The sequence below is a fragment of the Vibrio sagamiensis NBRC 104589 genome (assembly GCF_007990935.1).
In the GTDB taxonomy this organism is placed as follows: Bacteria; Pseudomonadota; Gammaproteobacteria; order Enterobacterales; family Vibrionaceae; genus Vibrio; species Vibrio sagamiensis.
Genome location: NZ_BJXJ01000005.1, coordinates 51857 through 74449, shown reverse-complemented (window position 1 = coordinate 74449; position 22593 = coordinate 51857). Strand labels below are relative to the sequence as shown.

Below are 22593 nucleotides of genomic sequence, written 5' to 3'. Positions count from 1 at the left end.
TAAAATCAGACATAATTTAGCTTGAGAAAAGACGATGCATATCTGACCAAGAAAAGTCATCAATACGTTCATCCGCAATATAAAACAATCGAGTTTTAGGGCTAACTACTACCTCTAAGTCAGGATTAAGCTCAATACCTTGACCAAGGTCGAGAGCAATCAAAGTCGCCTGGTGGTGATGTTTCATAAAACTAAACAACGTTCCTACCTTGGCGGGAAGTTGATCGTCAGGGTACTGAACAGAATATTGAGTCATCCCTCTTGTCGAAGCGAGCAATTCTTGGTGCAAAGCACTAGAACCTGGATCTACGGCAGCTTTTGCCAGCATTTCAGCCCCTACTGCGGGAATACATTCTGCTTTTGGACAATGCTGACTCAGTAAACGACCTAATGCATCATCTTTAAAATAGGCAAGCAAATGAGCTTCTGGGTTTATCGATGCGCAATATAATGCGGCTGAAAGCGTAATATCATCACTTAAATTATCAACGATAATACAGCTAGCAGAGGTAATGTTAGCATTTTTCATCTCTTGAGCATCGGTATAACTGGTTACTTTGATAAAACCAATTTCTCCCGGCAGAGGGTTTTCAATCTCTGAGCGGCTGCACAGTACGATAGGACGCTTGCCTGCTTCTTCGTGCTGTAGCATTCGAATCAAGTGCATAGTCCGTGCACCATTCCACCCTAATAATACGATATGATTATCCACTCTTACTCTCCGCTTCCCTAATACACCAGCTCGCCAGTACTCTATCGCTCCACCAGCAGCTCTGCCTAAAATTGCCGCAAATAAACTTAACCCGCCAGGTATCACCAACAAAACGACAACCCATTTCCCTATGTCTGTTGTTGGAGATTGGTCGCCATACCCCACCGTTGAAGCTGTTACCATTAAGTAGTAAACAAAATTCGACACGTTGTCAGTTAAGGCGTGCTCTCCTGACAAGCGTAACAAAAACCATGACAGCAAGATATACACCATGCTGATGATGACCAAGTTACGATTACTTAACTTAAAAAGATGAACACTCAGCCATTTTTTTAAAATTAACCAGGTAGACATAAGCTTCCATTCGACCATTGATTATTGATGCATTATCCAAGTGACCTAGCATAGCATTATGCGTTGCCTTTAGTATCCATATTAAGCTGTTCAGCAAAGTCTAGCATGCGATTTAATGGAATCAATGACTTGACACGTATTGCTTCATCAACAAAGATTTCATGCTCTGCACCACCTTCACGTAGTGCTTTTTCTATTGCTTTTAAGCCATTCATCGCCATCCAAGGACAATGAGCGCAACTTCGACACGTCGCACCTGCCCCTGCAGTAGGTGCTTCAATTAATTCTTTTTCTGGCACTAGTTGCTGCATTTTGTAGAAGATGCCTTTGTCTGTTGCCACAATCATTTTAGAATGGGGTAACTCTTTGGCTGCTTTAATGAGTTGGCTGGTGGAACCAACAGCGTCGGCAAGCTCGACAACACTTGAGGGTGATTCCGGGTGAACAAGAATCGCTGCATCCGGATAGACATGCTTCATTTTGCGTAAGGCATCTGCCGAAAACTCATCATGAACCACACATTCTGCATGCCACAGAAGCATCTCTGCGCCCGTTTTGTTTGCAATGTAAGCTCCCAAATGACGATCCGGTCCCCAAATAATAGGCTTTCCTTGAGAATCAAGGTGCTCAACAATATCCAGAGCAATACTAGAGGTAACGACCCAATCTGCTCGCGCTTTTACTGCCGCAGACGTATTCGCATATACCACGACTGTGTGATCAGGATGAGCGTCACAAAACTCACTGAATTCATCCACTGGGCAACCAAGGTCCAAAGAACATTCCGCCTCTAAAGTTGGCATTAGAATACGCTTTTCTGGTGTGAGTATTTTTGCAGACTCCCCCATAAAACGAACTCCACCGATGATCAATGTACTTGCAGGGTGACGGTTACCAAATTTGGCCATTTCCAAAGAGTCACCAACAAATCCACCCGTAGCTTCAGCCAAAGCTTGAATTTCTGGGTCAGTATAGTAGTGAGCGATCAATACCGCATCTTGCTCTTTGAGTAGTTTTTTGATCTTCTCAACGTAGTCAGCTTGCTCTTGCTCACTCAATGGTGTTGGTTTAGGTGGGAAAGGGTATACAGTTTTGATTTTATCTAATATGTGGCTCATTGCTCTTTTGCTCTACGCAACTTCCTTTGATCTGGGTATTGTAACCTTGTTGTTATTAAAAACCAATTTCTCACCATAAATTCTTGTTGTCCTTGTAGCACAAACTGAATCACGTATATCTTTGTTCTCGTTAATCGCTAAAAGTCAGCGGCGAGCCTTACTGAGCCTCATCTCTCTTCTTTTAATAAAATCTTTCTTGCTGGTGTGTCATCTTGTTGTATTTGCTCAGCAACGCGTATACCACTTCGTATCGCTCCTTCTAGATAACCAATATAATCGAAAGCCGTGTGCTCCCCTGCAAAGTAAATTTTTCCGTCAGGATTGAGGAAAGCATTCCAATATTGGGTTATTTCACCGGGACCATATGCTACGAAACCGCCTTTTGTATTAGGTTCTCGATCCCAAGCAAATACAGAACCAGACTCGAAGTAAGCTTTGGATCCAGGGTACATCGAATCTATTTGAGTAATACGGTCATCAATAATGTCGTTATCATTCCAATGGTCTTGAGAACGGGCAAAATCACCGGAAGTATACGCGACCAAAATGCCGCCTTCTCCAGCTTGATGCTCACTAGATTCCCACAGCCAACCAATTGGTAAAGTAGATAATACATCGCCACCCAAGCCTTGCTCGAGCCAAAAACGTTTACTGTATTTAAGTAAAACTTTGGTATGAGAACCATAGCTGATGTTATCCGCTGCTCTTTGTTTCCACTCGCTTAATTCTGGCTCAAATTCAATCTTATTTAAAACGGGTAACGGCACAGTAATAACCACAAAATCTGCATCAAACTGTCGATCTGCAGCAATAACATTTATCTCTTTTAAAGACTGAGTAATTTTAGTCACTCGATGATTGAGTAATATGGGGCCAGATATATTATCGACAAATGCTCGTGCAAATGCCCTCCCCCCTTTTAAAAAGCGTTTGATTTCAATTTGATCGTCATTGGCCATTTCATATACTTTGGCCTGATGAGATAACCATAATAAAGAAACTCGACTCGGCTCATTGTATTCCGAACGAATGATATGCTCTGCAATTTTTTTCGCGCTCGGTGATAAAGCCAATTGATTAATCCAATCTTGAGCAGTAAGTAAATCCAACTTATTTGCATTAGGGGCAAGGTTCGGCTTTGTATGATCTGGAACATGATTGGCAAGATCTTTTAATTCCGCTTTAAATCTTGCTATTTCTTCACTCACTTCTGAAGAATAATCTTGAACAAATTGACTATAAGGGATCAGGCGGCCATCAATGAAATAGGCTCCCTGTTCAATATCATCTTCATAACCAACATCAACAATCTCCACATCAAATTGTTCAGCGTATCGAAATATTTCAGATTGAATACTGCTATCATCCAGTAATTCTCCTCCTATTTCACCATGCTGATTTCCTATATCGAACGTCCCAATTCTACCGCCGACTCGTTCCCCAGCTTCAAGCAGAATAACCTTATAGCCCTTTTGCTCAAGCTCATACGCTGTCGTTAAGCCAGATAACCCAGCACCAACAACAATTACCTTACGTTCTTTCGCCATGACAGTTTGTATCGACAATAAAAATCCCAACAAAAATGCACATCGGACTAACGGTTTAATAAATAGAAAATCCATAGGGTACTCAAAGTAACAAAATAATCGCTATCCTATTGAAATATAAAAATTATTAAAACCTAAAAAGGGGTCCAAGGCACAACACCCATCACAATAATAGACCAAGAAAATATTAAAAGGCTCAAAATGAGTTAAGAAAGGAAAAAAGTCACTGTTTCATCCACCTTTATGCTCTGAGGTGCTCGATGATTATAACGACTCGCTCATCACTTCGTTAACATCTGTTTCTGAGCGTCATCGAACCTCGCTAGCATACTTCTGCTCATACCTCGCTAACATGATTGGGTATATGCATTGCCTAGCTATCTGAGTGCCTATGCCCCTCTTGACTATCTAAGATCGACAACACACATCTCAACGACCACTGGGCTCATCGACCATGCCAATATAGCTGTTTTAGTTACATCACAAGAAGTTAATTAGGGATGTCAACAGATAAGGTTAAGAAAAAAAGAGTAAAATAGTCAATAAAACAAAAACGTGGACTTCTTGGATATATAAAAAATGCCTCGGTATAAGCGAGGCATTTATCTTACGTTGATCAAGTGGGCTATTAAGCAGACTTGTAAATCACTTTGTTACCAGCGAGTTGTTCTTTTTGAACAAGGTTTTCATCAAGAAGTTTCTTCAGAGCACCACTTGCCCATGACGCAGCTTTCGCATCTTCTTGACCTGCTGCTAAACCAATACCTTTTGAGTTGATGCCTTCCGAGTTTGCTAAAACGATGTCTAGAACTTGTTGCTGTTTAGGAGTAAGTGCTACATTAGTTGTTGCCACTTTTTTCTCAGCTACGACTTGTTGAGCAGCAGTGTTTACTTTTTCTTTCTTAACAACAGGTTTAGCTACTTCGCTTTTCACAGCGTCTACGTTTGCAATTGTCGCTTTAATACGCTTTTGCAGTTTCATCTGCACTTTGCGCTTATGAGCAAGTCTCATTGAATGTTTCTCCAGTTCACCGCATCTCAAGGGATAAAAATTTGAAGCGCGTTTTATATCAAAATTTGCAACGAATTTGTAGGCTTTATCATCAAAACAACACCAAAAATGCGAATATAAAGTAAGTCGGCTACAATTTAGACAACTTCATTATACTTATCGAATTTAAAGAGGTTGATTGTAACTCAATGAAAACATTGCACTTAGTTCATTATCACTTCGACATTAGTTCTAAGACTGCAAAAGTACTTCTTGCACTTGCGATCGGTGTGACTTTGCTACTGATATACTTTGCAACAAGTTGGAGGCAAGCCGCATTATTCACTTTGCTTATGGCTCTTTTTATTGGTTTCTCAATTTTTATGGTCAAAAAAAGCCAAGTTTCTTTCACGCTCACCGCTTCACATTTTCAACAGCACCTATTTAAAGGTGGATGGGTCGTACGCTGGAGAAATATCGAATCGATTGGTATCTGTAGCTACCAACAAGATGGATGGTATAAACCTTTACCATGGATTGGGATCCGTTTGAAAAATTATTCGCCCTATCTAGACGCCATCTGCCCACGTATTGCAACCGATATTCTACTGAATCAAAGAGCTTTGTTGTATTTGGGGGCCAAGCAACATCATCGCGAAACTCAGTTCGAAGACATCATTCTTGATTCAACCCCCTACACAAGCCAAACTGGAGATGACTATAAAGGTTTACAAGCGATGTTAGCTAACCGCATGAAATACCAACGAGAGTTTTTCGGTTATGATATCTTTATTTCCAGACAAGATCTCGATAGAGAACCAGAAGCTTTTGTCGGATTAGCTCGACGTTACTTGGCTGCCGCCGAGCCTGATGAGATAAGTTAACCTTTATACTCACTCCAAGCTATATACTGTACTAGGGCTAAATACAAAGATTAAATGCACAGACATTTAGTCAGCGACAAATGGGTTCGTTTTTCGCTCGTGGCCAAAAGTGGATTGTGGCCCATGCCCTGGCACAAAAGTCACATCATTACCCAGCGGCCATAACTTCGTTTTTATTGAGTCAATCAATATATTGAAGTCGCCCTGCGGAAAATCAGTGCGTCCTACGCTACCGTTGAAGAGGACATCACCGACAAATGCTAAACGGGCTTGTTCACTAAACAGCACCACATGGCCAGGAGTATGGCCTGGGGTATGGATCACATCTAAGCTTTGATGACCAAATGTTACGGTATCTCCATCATTTAACCATTGATTTGGCTCAAACGCTTTTGTCAGCGGGAAACCAAACATTTGGCTCTGTTTTTCTAACCCTTGAAGCCAAAAATTATCTGCATGATGTGGGCCTACAATGTTGATACTGCCGAGCCTTGCTGACAAAGCTTTGGTTCCACCAACATGATCTAAATGTCCGTGGGTTAATACAAGTTCAACCACTTCTATACCTAGCTGTTGAATAACATCAACTAGCTGTTGCTCATCACCTCCAGGATCGACGACGATACCTTTCATGGTTTCATCACACCACACAATAGAACAATTTTGAGAGAAGGGTGTCACTGGAACAACCTGATATTTCAAAGCCATAGGTTACCTATAATATTTAATTAAAAATAATTGCTACCACTATGACACCAAGCCAGATTGTCTGCAAGCCTCACCAAGAGCGCACGGCGCCAGTATCAATGTGAACAAAGTTACTACTAGGATAATAACCAACACCGCCTGCTTTCAAACTTAACGCCGCATCACGCACAGCAGAGAGTTTAACCCCATCTAAACGAAAATCGATTGCTCGTCCTTCCATATGCATGCTCTTCTTGGCAACCCCCGAAGAGTTTTTACGTAACCTTGCATTGGTTGATGGTGAGCGATAGCCTGAAATAACGACAACTTCCGACTTAGACCCAACTAATTCTTGAATCTGGCAAATTTGGTCAAATAATCTTCTATCTAGTGGATAAACTTCATTTTTACGGTGATCTCGACAGAGATAATCCAAACGTTTAAGTTCTTCATCGACATAATTTAGCCCATCAAAATAACAAGACTTTAAAGACTCACCTGTATTTAGGCTATGAATGGCTAAGGTACGTGATGGTGTTATTTTTGCAGCTAAGAGCTGACTTGACACTGATGATGCAATTAGCACCCCGCCGGCACTCATTTTAAAGAACCCTCGACGAGAGATATGACGACTTAACATTCCAACAGAAACGCTCAATAATTATACGGGATGCGGACAGTATCGAATTACAGTGAAGTCGTCAAATTGGATACGGTTAGATCGTGATAGTCCTAACAGCCAATAAATTAAAGCACTGATCAGTAGGATGTTTTAAATTGTAAGCTTTTATGATGGCTCCCTAAATCCCTAAAAAGATAAAAATCATATAAATACAGGGAGCTACAGAGGTAAAAACGATTAAAACAGAGAACTACAAAGAAGCAGGAACAGTGTTATTTTTATCGTAATAGTAAATATCATCTCGATAATTTAGTTCATTTCCTTCTATCAATACCGTTTGATAAATGATATGAACTTGAACAAACTCATCAAGTTGTACCCAATTATTTGATCGTCGGCCACTACGACGTTTTTTTGCTAAACGTGCTTCTAGGCCTTGCGATTTAAATAATAACTCAGCAAGTTGATCAGCATGTTCAACTCTTACACAACCAGAGCTGTAAGCTCGACGGTCAGTATTGAACAACCCTTTACTCGGGGTGTCATGTAAGTATATCGCTTGTGGGTTTGGCATATTAAATTTATACAAACCTAGCGCGTTATGATTTCCCGAAGACTGCCGCATTCGGTAAGGAAAGGTATTGGGGTTTACTGTTGCCCAGTTTATTGATGTAGGATCGATAGTAGCTGAAGAGTCCCAAGAGCGCATTACTCTTATATTATTTTTAATCAAGTACATCGGATTATTTTTCGCTTTTGGGATAATGTCTTTAACCATGATCTTTCGTGGAACATTCCAGGTCGGGTTTAAGATGACGGAGTTGATCGTCCCTGTCATTATTGGCGTTCTTCTTGATTCTCTGCCAACGATAACTTTTGACTGAAAAACGGCTTGACCATCATACCAGTAAGTGATCGCATAACTCGGGATATTGACAAATACTGTATTGTTTCTATCTTTGGACCAGATACGAGAACGTTCTGAATTGAGCGCTAAAGCATGTAATCTCTTCTGAGGGGAGGTATTGAGCCAACGCAGCGTTTTTGGACCAATTACACCGTCAGGTTTCAAACCGTGCCGCTTTTGAAATTCTTTAACTGCAGATTCAAGACTTTCATCGTAAATCAATAGAGGGTTATCCGAAGGAGTATTATCAGCATCTTTGGCTTCTATACCAACAATAGCCAAACGTTTGATTAATTGATCTCGTTCGACTAGCTCATCACCTACTTTCAACAAGCCTTTTTGATGATAAAGTGGGATATATTGTTGACTTTGCTCAATTAAATTTAGAAAAGCCAAAGCAAAAACAGGTTCTTGTTGCAGTGGCGACTTTAGATTCAATAAAAATTGGTTCAATGCGCCATTATTCAGTGCGTTTGAAAGCTGGTCGAACATACTTCTGCCCAATTGAGGTAGGAAAACTTCAGCGTTGCTCGCAAATAGCCACTCTTCACCATGTTGTTGTAATTGTTCTAAATAACTAAGATACATCAGTAACGAGTCCGTCAACACCAAATCAATGTCAGAGCTATCGCCATTTTTTCGAACTTGTTCAATACGCTGCTGTTGATGTTTAAACTCGGAAGTAACACCAGTAAAAATGACTTGTTGAAATTGTGCCATCAGAATTTCAACGTTTTTTTCATCGATCCAGTGAAGTCGATAGTTTGTATCTTGATACAATGCATCAACTAAGCTGGGATAATTAATCATTTTTTCTACAGCCAGTGATGCAACTGCACCTTTTGCTTCTACTTGATAAGGCGCTTCAGAAACATTACCTATGTAAGAAACGCCCACAGAAGAGACGTCAGTAGAAGAAACGACAGCTGAAAAGCTGCAAAACGGCACCATTAGTGCCGTTATTATGAAGATTTGAGTGTTCATTGTATCGTTCCTTCATTAATTTACCGTAAAAAATAGTATGGCAAATATCTCAAATGATGCTGCTTCAAAGTTAAGACTTGGAGCAACCGAAAGGATACAAATATAACAGACAAAGTAAGTCATTGAAATTATAATGTAATTTTTGCCCAGTGATTATCCCAAATAATATCATGGCTCCTATGTCTTTTAACGTACGGTGGACTGTGCATTATTACCCCACCACTACCAGAGCTCACTCTAAACTCATTTCCGTAAGTCACAACACCCGATGCATCTGGTAATGCATTTAATTCGGTAAGCTGACCTGTTTCTTTTGACCATATTCCATAGCAATTACCTGGTGGCGAGGTGGCTAAAACCCACTCATCAGTAGCAGCGATACTTGCAACATAATGATTAAATCTAGCCCATTGTTCTGGCTCTGCTTTTAGTAAAGTAAAGCCTTCACCTCGCCTATGCATAGCAATGAGAGCAGGATATTCATCGGGATCTCCACGGTATTGCTGCCCACATAGAATCGTATCGCCTCCGTCATGGGCTAAATGACGAATACTCAGCTTTTTATCAGGCATAAAAACCTGTTCCAAAACGTCACCATCTTGAGAAAGGTAACTCAGATTCGGTTCCATGCTATCGAGATTAAGTGGTTCACGTCCATAGGTATGAACGCCTCCAACGCCAACGGCTAAAATGCCATTCGGCTGCATAATAATTTCATGTGGCCCAATACCAAACCCTTTGATTTCATGAATTTTTTTATACTGTCGATGGACATCATAAACACCGATAATGCCTTTACTGGTTTTACTTTGTCCTTCCGTAGCAAATAAAATTGTCCCATCATTGGAAAAAACACCGTGGCCGTAATAATAACGATCAGGCATCGCGTGTTGCAATTTTAAGACTTGCTGCGTTCGATAGTCAAAAGCCATAAAATAGCTTCCAGGCCTTCGGCCAAACACCACTGCATGTCCAAACTTATTAGTTGCGACACCATGACCTCTCTCTGGAAGAGGTAACATCGAAAGTGGTTGGCCATATTCGTTAGCGATAATCACTGCGAATTGATCACGTCCAAGAATCGCACAGCCAATGAGAGCTGATACGTTTGAAGTGTGAGTACCGGAAGTCATCGATGCACCAGCAGCCTGAATCAGAGGGACACTCACCCCAAGTAGTGCCGCTTTCAGTAAATTCCGCCGAGTTTGATCAGTCACCATCAGTTGCATTAAACCCTATAACTACCCCCAGCTCTATCGCCATCTCTTCATGAATAAGATACTTTAATTGCTCAAGTTTGTTATATAGCGATAACAGATTTCGATACCCTTCTTTCGTTTGCAGCATATCGAACACACTACTTTCTTTAGGCCAAGTTGATAATATTCTTTCAAATTGGTTAACAATACGATCGGCCATTTTGTCATGACCTGTCGTTCTGAGTAACGCATCAACTCCCTTACCATTGGCAAGATAAAGAGTATTTAAGCTGAGCAAGTTCACTTTTAAGTTGTCCAATGATGTCTTTGAGCGCCAAGATTCTGAAAAATATGCTCGAGGCTGACCAATTTTAGCTAGCGGTCGGCTCAGCTTTTTCATACTGTAATCAAGTTGATTGGACAACAGGGCTGTATATTCTGAGAGCCAAGCTGTCTTAGAGAGTGATTGCCATGGATTCAATGACCATGCTTGAGCAATTGTTTGAGCAGTGTTTTTTAAATTTTGTGCAATTGCAATGCTAATATTACACGTATTGTGATCACTAGACAGATTTGAAGCAGAGTCATATAAAAGCCACTCGATAGCACCAAGGCCTTGCACTGTAACACTTTGTTCCGAGATTTCTTCGGCTGTCCAAGTTACGTCACTCTGTGAGAGTGCAGACATTTTCCTACCAGTGGTATTCTTTTTATCTGGCCAAAATTGAACCTTCCATCCTTTTTCTATTGCCTGTGTTGGTCCCCTCTCTTGGCCTTGAAGAGACATCCATGCCAACATAGTTTGATGCCATTGACGCTTTAAGTTTGATAAAGACTTATCAGAAGCGTTGCAATAAGATTCAAACTCTTTCTCTAACATTTGAGTTTGTGAATAAAATTGCTGTGCAAATTGAAATTCAGCCTCATAAACTGATTGTGATGCATGCATTGTTTGTTCCGGCTGCGCATCCTGTTTAAAGTCAGATTGACAACCAGCTAAACCTATAGCGACGATGATTAAGCTTAGTGAAGATACGTTTAACATTATTCCTTCCTACAAAGAATTTAAAAAAGCAATCAAGGACTCGCGCTCTTTTTTATTGAGTTTCAGCACATTTTGTTTGGCTTGTTCAGCCTCTCCACCATGCCATAAAATAGCTTCCATCAAGTTACGTGCCCGACCATCATGTAAAAAATAGGTATGTTTATTAACTTCTTTGGTATAGCCTATTCCCCATAATGGTGCGGTTCTCCATTCTTGACCATCAGCAAGGTATTCTGGCCGTTGATCCGATAACTCCTCTCCCATGTCGTGAAGTAAAAGATCGGTATAAGGATGAATCATCTGTTCCGATAAAGCAGGAAGATCCGGTCGTTTCGCTGTTTTAACACCGGGTTTATGGCAGCCTTCACAACCTGACTGAGCAAAAATGGCTTGCCCCTGTTTAACCAATGGTTGATCCATATTTCGCCTTGCCGGAACAGCAAGGTGTTGACTATAAAACTCGACAAAGTTCAGAATTTTCTCACTGACTTCCGGTTTACCACCATTGGGCATATCTCGGCAAATCGATTGTATTTGAGTACAGTTTTCATTAGGAAATAAAGAACTTGTCAAACCAAGGTCTCCATTAAAGGCAGCTGCATTTTGTTGCATCAAAGTCGGCATCCCAGCTTTCCAACCGAATCGCCCTATTGAAAACTTATTTTTTTCAATATCCCACACTTTGTTCGCTTTGCCTGAAATACCATTTTTATTAACATCGTTTACATCAGACCATTCAAGTAGAGTGCTTTCAGGGATACTTTCTAGAAGCCCAAGGCCGATCATAGGAGGAGCAACTCGAACTGAATACTGAGTTTCTGGATGCATATCACCATAACCCAACTTTGTAATTTTTAACTTTGGCTTTCGTAAATGAACGATCGTGCCATCTTTGAATCGCACAGGATATTCTTCATAACTGATATTTATTTTCCCTTCCGGTTTTTGTTCAGGCAATGCGAAGTCTTGCAATTGCCCACCATAAGTTGGCTCAGGAACAAAACCATCACGAATATAGGCCGTTTTTTGTTCAGGTGTCATGGCTGGGATGCTCAAACGCACTAACATGGATACTGCATGTGAGTCGCCACGCTCAGGAGGATGACCTCGACCATCCTTTATATGGCAATTTTGGCATCCATTGGTATTAAATAATGGGCCCAAACCATCCCTAGCATCTGTGGAGGCTGGTGCTTGAACCCAAGGGTTTCTAAAAAAGCTATTTCCAACACTAAAATCAAGGCGCTTGCTCAAGGGTAAATTTGCAGCCGGTAAAGAGAAAGCATTTGCACCCTCTTTCTTCACACTGGTGTGCCCGCCTGACTTGACACCATAGGCAATGGTAGTAGAAGAAAAGAAAAGAAGAGTGGCAGAAACTAGATAAGTTTTCATATTATTGCTCTACTAATACAAAAAGATCGATAACAACGAGCTCGAATGAAAAGGGGCTCTAATTGAGCCCAATTAATATAACTACAACAAAAAGCTAATTCATTTACTTAGACACAGCTCTTTGAAGTAATTGGAGGTTCCTTCCCTAGAAACGAAACTCCAGTCACTTATCCCCAAGTGGCCTCAAGATCTTTGATTCAGAGCGAGGTTACTTAGGTATATACGATCATTAAAACTCATGATCAGCGGTATCAGGACTTAAACTATCAATGCCTATTATGCTCGCCGCTTGCTCTATTGCACCTGTTTGAGCAACTAATGACATGATCGTTGTATTAACAAGGGCATTACCTTTAACATTACCTGCAGCGATCAGTTGATCAAAGTGCTCTCCTTTCTCTTCCGCAGAAACCACAAGTTCTCCTACCTGTTGTAGCGCAGAATTGAAAGTATTAATGATGCTCTGTGCGGCTTGCTTATCTTTTTGTTCGACTAAATCAGCAATGCTCGGACCTTCAATTTTAGTCCCATTTAAGCGTTGGTAGCTTCCGGTATAAACGTTATAAATACCTTGTTCATTGTAGTAATGAGAATTGTGAGTATTATCTGAGAAACAGTCATGCTCATCTTCTGTCGAGTTGGCTTCTAGAGCAACTTTCATTCTTTCACCAGCAAGCTCACCCAAAGACAGTGACCCCATACCAAATAGCATCTTGCGAAGACCGTTATCCGAAGATGCATTCAACAGCTCTTGACGGTAATTACTTTCTTCTTCTTTAGACCACTGTTTTTCCATCCACTCGAGATCTTGCACAAGCAATGTCGCAGCCGCTTTTAAGTATTCGCCACGGCGATCACAGTGGCCATTTGTACATTCAGCCCCTACGACAAAATCGGTATAAGCTCGCTGTCCTGCTCCTGCATTGGTTCCATTTAGATCTTGTCCCCAAAGTAAAAATTCAATGGCATGATATCCTGACGCAACATTCGCCTCAGAGCCACCAATTTCATTAAGATCTGCAATTAGTTGAGGTGTAATTTTAGTTACGTCTACTTCAGTGTTGCCTACTTTAATGCTCTTATTTGCAATGATATTTGCTGCTGCACCTTCATTACCTAACTCGAACTGATAGTCTGTCATCACATAATCAATCAATCCTTCATCTAAAGGCCATGCATTCAATTGACCTTCCCAATCATCCACAATGGCATTACCAAATCGATAAACTTCTGATTGTTGATATGGTACACGAGAGTCTAACCAAGCTTGTTTTACAGCATCGAAGCTTTTTGCATTTGGTTGATTAATAAAAATATTAACTCGTTGCTCTAGTACTTTTGCGGCTGTCGCGGAATCAGCAAAGACAGCATGTGCAACATCTGCGTAGTGTTCAACAACCTGCTGTTTGGTAATATCATTAGCAAATGAATAGCCACTTATACTAAGAAATGGTATTGAAATTGAGAGGGCTAAAATTGACTTTACATTCATCGTAGACATCCTTGTTAGGCATTACATTGATTTTAATTGCTAGTGCTAATTATTCTTATTTACACCATCAGTTGCGCTGATAATACTAATTTATCGCTCCATTGCAACTCAAAGATACAAAAAAGCCTCATACAAATGAGGCTTGAAGGTAATTTAATCAATATATTAGGTATTAGTACACCTTAAGGTGATGATGACCATGCGTTGCTTTTGTACGTAGGTATTCTTCGTTACCGTCTTTGATATGTGCCGAGGTGTTGATAACATCTATAATATTAATGCCATAGCTTTTTAACTCATTAATCTTTTTAGGGTTATTCGTCACCAAACGAATGTCTTTTATCCCTAAAGCCTGCAGCATCTGAGCAGCTTCACTAAAGTCACGTAGGTCATCACCGAAGCCTAGGTGATTATTAGCTTCATAGGTATTCATACCTTGACTTTGTAAATGATAAGCATCAATTTTATTATAAAGCCCAATACCTCGCCCTTCTTGACGAAGGTAGAGGATAATACCTCCGACTTGAGCCATGCGCTCAATCGTCTCTTCTAGCTGCTCACCACAATCACAACGTGAAGAATGAAATACGTCGCCCGTCAAACACTCAGAGTGCATTCTGACTAAAGGTGTGGCTTGTGTTTTATCTGCTTTCTTAAAGATAACCGCAACATGCTCTTTGTCAGTTGCAAGTCCATGAAATGATAGAAGCTCAGCTTCTATGCTACTGTTGGACCCAACTTTAAAATCTATTCTGGCTCTGACTTCCGCCATAACATCACTCACTCGAATCGTTACTTTGTATACCTAAATACACATATTATATGTACTATTGGTTTCAATATGGGACTGAATAGCGCATTTTTCAATACTAAAACGACAATAAAGTCCTATGCATTTTCAAATCTAAACTAGGCAACTGTCTACCAGAAGCCCATTTCACACTCTACAAATGTTATAATATAACATTTACCAACAACTACAATATAAATCCAAAAAAATTTACCTTATTCTCAAAATCATTAATAATTGACTTAACCAAAGCCTTACCATAAGTGTAATTTGAAGAAGGGAAAAGCAAATTATTTTAACCTTTGCCAAAGTCAAAATAAAAAGCTAAGCATCTCGTTATTAATAAAAAAGCCGAGCAAAACGCTCGGCTTTTTACAGGATAGCTAAACCAATGATAACAATATACTAATTGGAAGTTACCTTACTAAGTATCTTGTTCACTGGACGTTTCATCTGATAAATTAGACTTTTCAGCGTCGACTTGAGTCTCTTCACCCTCTGGTGTTTCACCTTCTGGCAATTCCACTTCTTCGATTTCATCAATTCTCTGTAATCCAACCACTGATTCGTCTTCTGCAGTTCGAATCAAGGTCACACCCTGAGTATTACGACCAACTTGGCTAACTTCCGAAACACGCGTACGAACTAGAGTACCAGCATCGGTGATCATCATCATCTCGTCGCCTTCTTCAACTTGTACCGCACCAACCACTGGACCGTTACGCTCAGAAACCTTGATTGATACAACACCTTGAGTTGCACGGCCTTTCGTTGGGTACTCCGCTAACTCAGTACGTTTACCGTAACCGTTTTCAGTAACCGTTAGAATATCGCCCTCGTTAGCAGGAACGATCAGAGATACCACTTGGTCATCATCGGCAAGCTTCATACCACGAACACCTGCCGCTGTACGACCCATGGCGCGCACTTTATCTTCACTAAAGCGAACCACTTTACCTGCTTTAGAGAACAGCATAATGTTGCTTGAACCTGTTGTAATATCGACACCGATTAAAGAGTCATCATCACGCAAGTTCACAGCAATTAAGCCGTTTGAACGAACATTGGCAAACTGATCAAGTGAAGTCTTCTTAACTGTACCATCACCTGTCGCCATGAAGATAAATTTATCGGCAGAGAATTCATCAACAGGAAGGATCGCAGTGATGCGCTCATTATCTTCAAGAGGAAGAATATTAACGATCGGTTTACCACGAGCTGTACGCGTTGCGTGAGGCAATTGGTAAACTTTCAAACGGTAGGTTTTACCGCGCGTCGAGAAACACAAAATGTTATCGTGCGTATTAGCAACCAGTAGACGTTCGATGTAATCTTCATCTTTCATCTTAGTTGCACTCTTACCTTTACCGCCACGACGTTGAGCTTCATAATCACTTAGAATTTGGTACTTCACATACCCTTCATGGGACAGCGTTACAACGACATCTTCACGAGCAATAAGCTCTTCCATGTCAATATCATGGATTGCTGCTGTGATTTCAGTACGACGCTCATCACCAAAGGCATTACGCACAACTTCGAGCTCTTCACGAATGATTTCCATCAAACGTTCTGTGCTTGCAAGAATGTGCATCAGCTCTGAGATTTCTTCTAGAAGCGCTTTGTATTCATCAAGAATTTTCTCATGCTCAAGACCAGTTAGCTTATGTAAACGTAGATCTAGAATAGCTTGGGCTTGAGTTTCGGTTAGGAAGTATTGACCGTCACGAATACCATATTGCTCTTCTAGCCATTCTGGGCGAGCGGCATCGGTACCAGCACGTTCTAGCATTGCTGCTACGTTACCTAAGTCCCAACCACGCGCTACAAGACCCGCTTTTGCTTCAGCAGGCGTTGGAGCATTACGGATAAGTTCAATAATTTCATCGATGTTTGCGAGTGCCAGTGCCAATCCTTCAAGAATATGGGCACGTTCACGAGCTTTGCGTAATTCGAAAATAGTACGACGAGTAACCACTTCACGGCGGTGATCAACAAAACATTTCAACATCTCTTTCAAGTTGAAGAGCTGAGGTTGGCCATTATTTAGCGCAACCATGTTGATACCGAAAGTCGTTTGCAGCTGAGTTTGTGCGTATAGGTTATTTAGAACCACTTCGCCCACTGCATCTCGTTTACATTCAATGACAATACGCATGCCGTCTTTATCAGACTCATCACGAAGCGCACTGATACCTTCTACTTTCTTATCTTTCACTAGCTCAGCGATCTTTTCGATCAAACGAGCTTTGTTGACCTGATATGGGATCTCAGTGACGATAATGGTTTCTTTGCCATTCTTCTCTACTTCGATATCCGCTTTTGAACGCATGTAGATTTTACCGCGGCCAGTTTTGTACGCGTCTACAATGCCTTTACGACCACTAATAAGAGCTGCCGTTGGGAAATCAGGACCAGGAATGTAATCCATAAGTTCATCAATAGTGATGTCTTCATTATTGATGTATGCAAGACAGCCATCGATCACTTCGCCAAGATTATGAGGCGGGATGTTGGTTGCCATACCTACTGCGATACCAGAAGCACCGTTGACCAGTAAATTAGGAACTTTTGTTGGCAAAACCGCTGGAATCTGTTCTGTACCATCATAGTTAGGTACATAATCAACGGTTTCTTTATCTAGATCAGCCAAGAGTTCATGGGCAATTTTAGCCATTCGAACTTCGGTATAACGCATTGCCGCAGCAGAGTCGCCATCGATCGAGCCAAAGTTACCTTGACCATCGACCAGCATATAACGAAGTGAAAACGGCTGAGCCATACGTACGATGGTATCGTACACTGCACTATCACCATGAGGGTGATATTTACCGATAACATCGCCGACAACACGGGCAGATTTTTTATATGGTTTGTTCCAATCGTTGCCTAGTACGTTCATCGCGAATAATACGCGGCGGTGTACTGGTTTTAGGCCATCACGCACATCTGGAAGAGCACGACCTACGATGACAGACATCGCATAGTCTAGATATGAACCTCTAAGCTCATCTTCAATGTTTACGGGCGTGATCTCTTTAGCTAAATCGCTCATAGAGCCATTATCCCTCTATATTTCAGATCGTATTAACGATACGTGTAAGGTGCAAAAATATAACACACAATTCGCCTTCGGGGCATCACTTTCCCGCTGGTTTTATCATGTTGTGAGCTTGGTTAGGGCTTAAATGAAGATAATTTACTCATTCTGCCTGTAGCTTTCTGATAATTGTTTACATTTTCATCATAATAGCGCAAAAATCTTCCTTTGACTAAAAGTCATGCGACAAGCATTAGAAAAAGGACTCTAATTTAGGACAAAGGAAAAATTCGTTTCAATGGCTGATTTTTTCGCAAATGCAACAAGATTTAATCTAGAGTAAATCAGAGTGAATTAACTATCTAATTAGTTAATTTATCTAGTTATTTAGTCAACATTGTTATATCTAATCATATACAATGAGTCCATCTAAATATCGACTACAGTAATACTAAAATGAAACATGTTTTATTCTCTTTTGAAGGACGAATTAACCGTGCGCAATACTGGTTAGGTGTCTTATGTATGCTAGTACAAGTAATTGTTTGTTTTGGGCTTTTGACAATAACCTTTGACATGCAAACGAATATGCCAAGTGCAGCAAGTTATATTATCCTGTGTATCTTCTTCATTTTTAGCACATGGCAATCGCTAGCTCTATACGCCAAACGCTTCCATGACCGCAATAAAAGTGGTTGGTGGATACTGATTTCATTTGTGCCTATCATTGGTGGCTTTTGGCTATTGATTGAAACTGGCTTCTTACCTGGGACAGAAGGTGATAATCAATTTGGTCGCATGCCAAAATAATCTCTCACAATCCCCTAGATGAATTCAAACGTGTACTCAATGAGATTGTTTGTATTTCTCCTAACAAAAAACGAGCTTCGTGCTCGTTTTTAGTTTTTGCACCTGAACCCTGCCCTAACTCAACAATATCAAGCTTAGGTAGCTTCGCTTGCCCTTTTGTGCATCAAACCAGTAAGACGTTTCCTTTACAATCAAAGAATCCATTTTAACGTACTACTCCATTAGAGTATAATCGGAGACTTTGAAGGACGATTTGTGCAGCGATATCAATTATGACCAATAAACAAAATGTTGATCCTAACGAAATAAAGAAATTCGAAGAAATGGCTTCTCGTTGGTGGGATTTAGACGGTGAATTTAAGCCACTTCACCAAATTAACCCACTGCGTTTAAATTACGTTTTGGACAAATCCGTGGGGTTATTTGGTAAGAAAGTACTTGATGTCGGTTGTGGAGGCGGAATTTTAGCAGAAAGCATGGCGCAGCAAGGCGCTGATGTTACTGGATTAGATATGGGTAAAGAGCCTTTGGAAGTTGCGCGTTTACATGCTTTAGAAACTGGAACCAAACTTAACTATATTCAAAGTACTATTGAAGAACATGCATCAACCCATTCTGGTACCTACGATGTAGTAACCTGCATGGAGATGTTGGAACATGTACCAGATCCACAATCGGTCATCCTGTCATGTTCAGCCTTGGTAAAGCCTGGGGGACATGTGTTTTTCTCAACATTAAATCGCAATATAAAATCTTACCTTTTTGCGATTTTAGGCGCGGAAAAGTTATTAAAGATTGTTCCTGAAGGTACACACGATCATAACAAATTCATAAAACCAGCAGAAATGATGAAAATGATTGATCGTACTGACCTCACTGAAATGGGTATTACCGGTTTACTCTATAACCCTCTTAATGACAGTTACAGATTAGGTAATAACGTCGACGTTAATTATATCGTACATACGATTAAGTACTAAAATGCTTAGTACTTAAAAGTGAATATAAGCGCTCCTTCGTGAGCGCTTAAGTGCCATACCTAAAGCAACAGCATTAATTCCAATCATAGAGATTTAATATACAAACTTCCTTTCTACTTTATCCCTACATTTTTCTTCTATCTAAGTCATCTGTAATCACTTAAACATACAACTTCATTCTAATGGTTATACACATGGTAATTGTAAAAAATGAGCTGAGTCATACCCTCCTTTTATACGTAATTTTTTAGAGTGAGATCACATGCATATGTGACTACTTTTGCGACTGTTATTAACTAAAATCAATCACCTAGATGTATTTTTGACCAATCTATTTTTAGCGAACAAAAATCTATAAAGATCAAGGAAAATATTTTTACATGCGGTTATTTCTAAACCGATCTTAAAACTGCTCTTTTCCCTAATCAAGTCAGCTCTTTTCTCATCGGTTAGTATTTACTTACTGTTTTTTTTCATTTGTACAGTTATCCACAAGTCATCCCAAGACTGTTCCTTGAAAAATATGGCGAACAGCACTATCTTGTAAGTCGAGAACAAACTAACCCCTATATGTTGTGTTTGAACTACAATACATAGGTATCCTTTGATTATTTAGTCGTCGTAGATCTCATAAGTATTAAATAAAAACAAGTAAAAACACGGCTTTTATCAGTTTTCTTAGGGAAATAAAGCAGAATGAACCAACAACTTACCGTTACTAAGCGTGATGGCCGCAAAGAAAATATCGATCTTGAGAAAATTCATCGAGTTATCACTTGGGCAGCAGAAGGTTTACATAATGTATCTGTGTCACAAGTTGAGTTGCGTGCTCATATCCAGTTTTACGATGGCATTACAACTTCAGATATTCATGAGACTATCATCAAATCTGCCGCCGATCTCATTTCTGAAGAGACACCAGATTATCAATACCTATCTGCTCGCTTAGCGGTTTTTCATCTTCGTAAAAAAGCCTACGGCCAGTACGAACCACCAGCACTTTACGATCATGTTTCACATTTGATTGATTTAGGTAAGTACGACCAGCATATTCTTGAAGATTACTCTAAGCAGGAACTCGACGAACTTGACGCTTACCTTGACCACAAGCGAGATTTAAACTTCTCTTATGCTGCAATCAAACAGCTAGAGGGTAAATACTTTGTTCAAAATCGTGTATCTGGTGAAATATATGAGAGCGCTCAGTTCTTATACATACTTGTAGCTGCTTGTTTATTCGCTAAATATCCAAAAGAGAATCGTCTGGATTACATTAAGCGCTTCTATGATGCAACGTCCACGTTCAAGATCTCTCTGCCAACACCTATTATGTCTGGTGTTCGAACGCCAACTCGTCAATTTAGTTCTTGCGTTTTAATTGAATGCGGTGACAGTCTTAATTCTATCAATGCGACAGCAAGCTCAATCGTTCGCTACGTTTCTCAACGTGCAGGTATTGGCATTAATGCAGGTCGTATCCGTGCTCTAGGTTCCGAGATTCGAGGCGGTGAAGCTTTCCACACAGGTTGTATTCCTTTTTATAAATATTTTCAAACTGCTGTGAAGTGCTGTTCTCAAGGTGGTGTTCGCGGCGGTGCTGCAACTGTTTTTTACCCTATTTGGCACGGTGAGGCACGTTCACTACTGGTTTTAAAAAATAACCGTGGTGTAGAAGAGAACCGTGTTCGTCATATGGATTACGGCGTTCAATTGAACAAATTGATGTATCAACGTTTAGTTGAAGGCGGTAATATTACCTTGTTCTCACCATCAGATGTTCCTGGTTTGTATGATGCATTTTTCGAAAATCAGCAAGAATTCGAACGCCTGTATGTACAATATGAAAACGACCCTTCAATCAAAAAAGAATCTGTCAAAGCAATTGAAATGTTTACTCTGCTGATGCAAGAGCGAGCATCAACAGGTCGAATCTATATCCAGAATGTTGACCATTGTAATACACATAGCCCATTTGATTCCGAAGTTGCTCCTGTACGCCAATCTAACCTATGTCTTGAGATTGCTCTACCAACCAAGCCATTAAAGAACGTCGAAGATGACTCAGGTGAAATTGCCTTGTGTACACTTTCAGCCTTTAACCTTGGTGCAATCAAGTCTTTGGACGATTTTGAAGAGTTATCGGAATTGGTTGTACGTGCCCTTGATGCTCTATTGGATTATCAAGATTACCCATTGCCGGCCGCTTACAAGTCCACCATGAACCGCCGTACCTTAGGCGTTGGTGTAATTAATTTTGCGTATTACTTGGCTAAGAACGGTGTGAAATATTCCGATGGTAGTGCAAACGGTTTAACTCACCGCACTTTTGAAGCAATTCAGTATTACCTGTTAAAAGCTTCTGTAGCATTGGCCAAAGAGCAAGGTGCTTGTCCACTGTTCCATGAAACAAACTACGCGAAAGGCTTGCTTCCTATCGATACTTATAAGAAAGATGTCGATAAAATTTGTGAAGAGGCTCTACGCTACGATTGGGAAGGTCTTCGTAAAGACATTATGGAATATGGTCTACGTAACTCAACCTTAACCGCTCTGATGCCTTCAGAAACCTCTTCACAGATTTCTAATGCAACGAACGGTATTGAACCACCTCGTGGTTATGTATCTATTAAAGCATCGAAAGACGGTATCTTAAAACAAGTTGTTCCTGAGTTCACAGAGCTCAAAAACAACTATGAATTACTTTGGGATATTGGCTCTAACGATGGCTACCTTCACCTAGTTGGGATCATGCAAAAATTCGTTGACCAAGCAATCTCAGCGAACACAAATTACGATCCGTCGGGATACGACAGTGGTAAGGTTCCAATGAAGAAACTGCTTCAGGATCTTCTCACAGCGTATAAGTATGGTGTAAAAACACTTTACTACCACAACACCCGTGATGGGGCAAAAGACGATCAAAACGATGCGGTTCAGCCGCAAGATGAAGATTGTGAAGGTGGTGGCTGTAAGATCTAAGCCCCTACCATCAACAATTTAAGTAGTAGAAATTTATTGAATACCTCCTCATTTTGAGGA

17 protein-coding genes are annotated in these 22593 nt (G+C 40.4%); 4 read left to right on the top strand and 13 right to left on the bottom strand.

What is annotated here, in order from left to right; genetic code table 11:
- Window positions 1-16 precede the first annotated feature (16 nt).
- The 4 genes from VSA01S_RS03815 to VSA01S_RS03800 form a co-directional block, all read right to left on the bottom strand.
- Window positions 17-1066: a potassium channel family protein gene (locus tag VSA01S_RS03815; RefSeq protein WP_039980483.1), complete on the bottom strand. Its 1050-nt coding sequence runs from the start codon at window positions 1064-1066 to the stop codon at window positions 17-19.
- 56 nt (window positions 1067-1122) lie between these two features.
- A complete protein-coding gene (nadA, locus tag VSA01S_RS03810) occupies window positions 1123-2184 on the bottom strand; it encodes a quinolinate synthase NadA (protein WP_039980484.1) in 1062 nt (353 codons plus the stop codon).
- Between the two features lie 167 nt (window positions 2185-2351).
- Window positions 2352-3749 carry a flavin monoamine oxidase family protein gene (locus VSA01S_RS03805; protein ID WP_158000766.1) on the bottom strand — a complete coding sequence of 466 codons (1398 nt, stop codon included), beginning with the start codon at window positions 3747-3749 and terminating at the stop codon, window positions 2352-2354.
- A gap of 610 nt (window positions 3750-4359) precedes the next feature.
- Window positions 4360-4743, bottom strand: coding sequence for a hypothetical protein (locus tag VSA01S_RS03800; protein ID WP_039980486.1), 384 nt, complete (start codon window positions 4741-4743; stop codon window positions 4360-4362).
- A 188-nt stretch (window positions 4744-4931) separates the two neighbouring features.
- Between VSA01S_RS03800 and VSA01S_RS03795 the strand changes: the two genes are divergently transcribed.
- Window positions 4932-5606 (top strand): DUF2982 domain-containing protein, encoded by a 675-nt coding sequence (locus tag VSA01S_RS03795; protein WP_039980488.1) that lies wholly within the window; start codon window positions 4932-4934, stop codon window positions 5604-5606.
- A 66-nt stretch (window positions 5607-5672) separates the two neighbouring features.
- Here VSA01S_RS03795 and VSA01S_RS03790 read toward each other — a convergent pair whose 3' ends face one another.
- From VSA01S_RS03790 to gyrA, 9 genes are all read right to left on the bottom strand, one after another.
- A complete protein-coding gene (locus VSA01S_RS03790; protein WP_039980489.1) occupies window positions 5673-6314 on the bottom strand; it encodes an MBL fold metallo-hydrolase in 642 nt (213 codons plus the stop codon).
- Between the two features lie 70 nt (window positions 6315-6384).
- Complete coding sequence (mepK, locus tag VSA01S_RS03785; RefSeq protein WP_039980490.1) at window positions 6385-6933, bottom strand: peptidoglycan L,D-endopeptidase MepK; 549 nt, start codon at window positions 6931-6933, stop codon at window positions 6385-6387.
- 232 nt (window positions 6934-7165) lie between these two features.
- A complete protein-coding gene (locus VSA01S_RS03780) occupies window positions 7166-8806 on the bottom strand; it encodes a L,D-transpeptidase family protein (protein ID WP_039980491.1) in 1641 nt (546 codons plus the stop codon).
- Window positions 8807-8934: 128 nt separating this feature from the next.
- Window positions 8935-10035 (bottom strand): DUF1513 domain-containing protein, encoded by a 1101-nt coding sequence (locus VSA01S_RS03775; RefSeq protein ID WP_039980492.1) that lies wholly within the window; start codon window positions 10033-10035, stop codon window positions 8935-8937.
- On the bottom strand, window positions 10016-11050 hold the full coding sequence (locus VSA01S_RS03770) for an imelysin family protein (protein WP_039980493.1): 1035 nt from the start codon (window positions 11048-11050) through the stop codon (window positions 10016-10018). Before VSA01S_RS03770 ends, VSA01S_RS03775 begins: the two co-directional genes overlap by 20 nt.
- Window positions 11051-11059: 9 nt before the next feature.
- Window positions 11060-12442 (bottom strand): di-heme oxidoreductase family protein, encoded by a 1383-nt coding sequence (locus tag VSA01S_RS03765; protein ID WP_039980494.1) that lies wholly within the window; start codon window positions 12440-12442, stop codon window positions 11060-11062.
- A gap of 229 nt (window positions 12443-12671) precedes the next feature.
- On the bottom strand, window positions 12672-13934 hold the full coding sequence (locus VSA01S_RS03760; protein WP_039980495.1) for an imelysin family protein: 1263 nt from the start codon (window positions 13932-13934) through the stop codon (window positions 12672-12674).
- 172 nt (window positions 13935-14106) lie between these two features.
- Window positions 14107-14706 (bottom strand): GTP cyclohydrolase II, encoded by a 600-nt coding sequence (locus VSA01S_RS03755; RefSeq protein ID WP_039980496.1) that lies wholly within the window; start codon window positions 14704-14706, stop codon window positions 14107-14109.
- A 442-nt stretch (window positions 14707-15148) separates the two neighbouring features.
- Window positions 15149-17779, bottom strand: a complete 2631-nt coding sequence (gyrA, locus tag VSA01S_RS03750; RefSeq protein WP_039980497.1) for a DNA topoisomerase (ATP-hydrolyzing) subunit A — start codon at window positions 17777-17779, stop codon at window positions 15149-15151.
- A gap of 441 nt (window positions 17780-18220) precedes the next feature.
- Here gyrA and VSA01S_RS03745 point away from each other — a divergent pair, with 441 nt between their 5' ends.
- From VSA01S_RS03745 to nrdA, 3 genes are all read left to right on the top strand, one after another.
- Window positions 18221-18574 carry a DUF805 domain-containing protein gene (locus tag VSA01S_RS03745; RefSeq protein WP_039980498.1) on the top strand — a complete coding sequence of 118 codons (354 nt, stop codon included), beginning with the start codon at window positions 18221-18223 and terminating at the stop codon, window positions 18572-18574.
- 272 nt (window positions 18575-18846) lie between these two features.
- Window positions 18847-19554: a bifunctional 2-polyprenyl-6-hydroxyphenol methylase/3-demethylubiquinol 3-O-methyltransferase UbiG gene (gene ubiG, locus VSA01S_RS03740; protein ID WP_039980500.1), complete on the top strand. Its 708-nt coding sequence runs from the start codon at window positions 18847-18849 to the stop codon at window positions 19552-19554.
- Window positions 19555-20250: 696 nt separating this feature from the next.
- A complete protein-coding gene (gene nrdA / locus VSA01S_RS03735; protein WP_039980501.1) occupies window positions 20251-22533 on the top strand; it encodes a class 1a ribonucleoside-diphosphate reductase subunit alpha in 2283 nt (760 codons plus the stop codon).
- Window positions 22534-22593 lie beyond the last annotated feature (60 nt).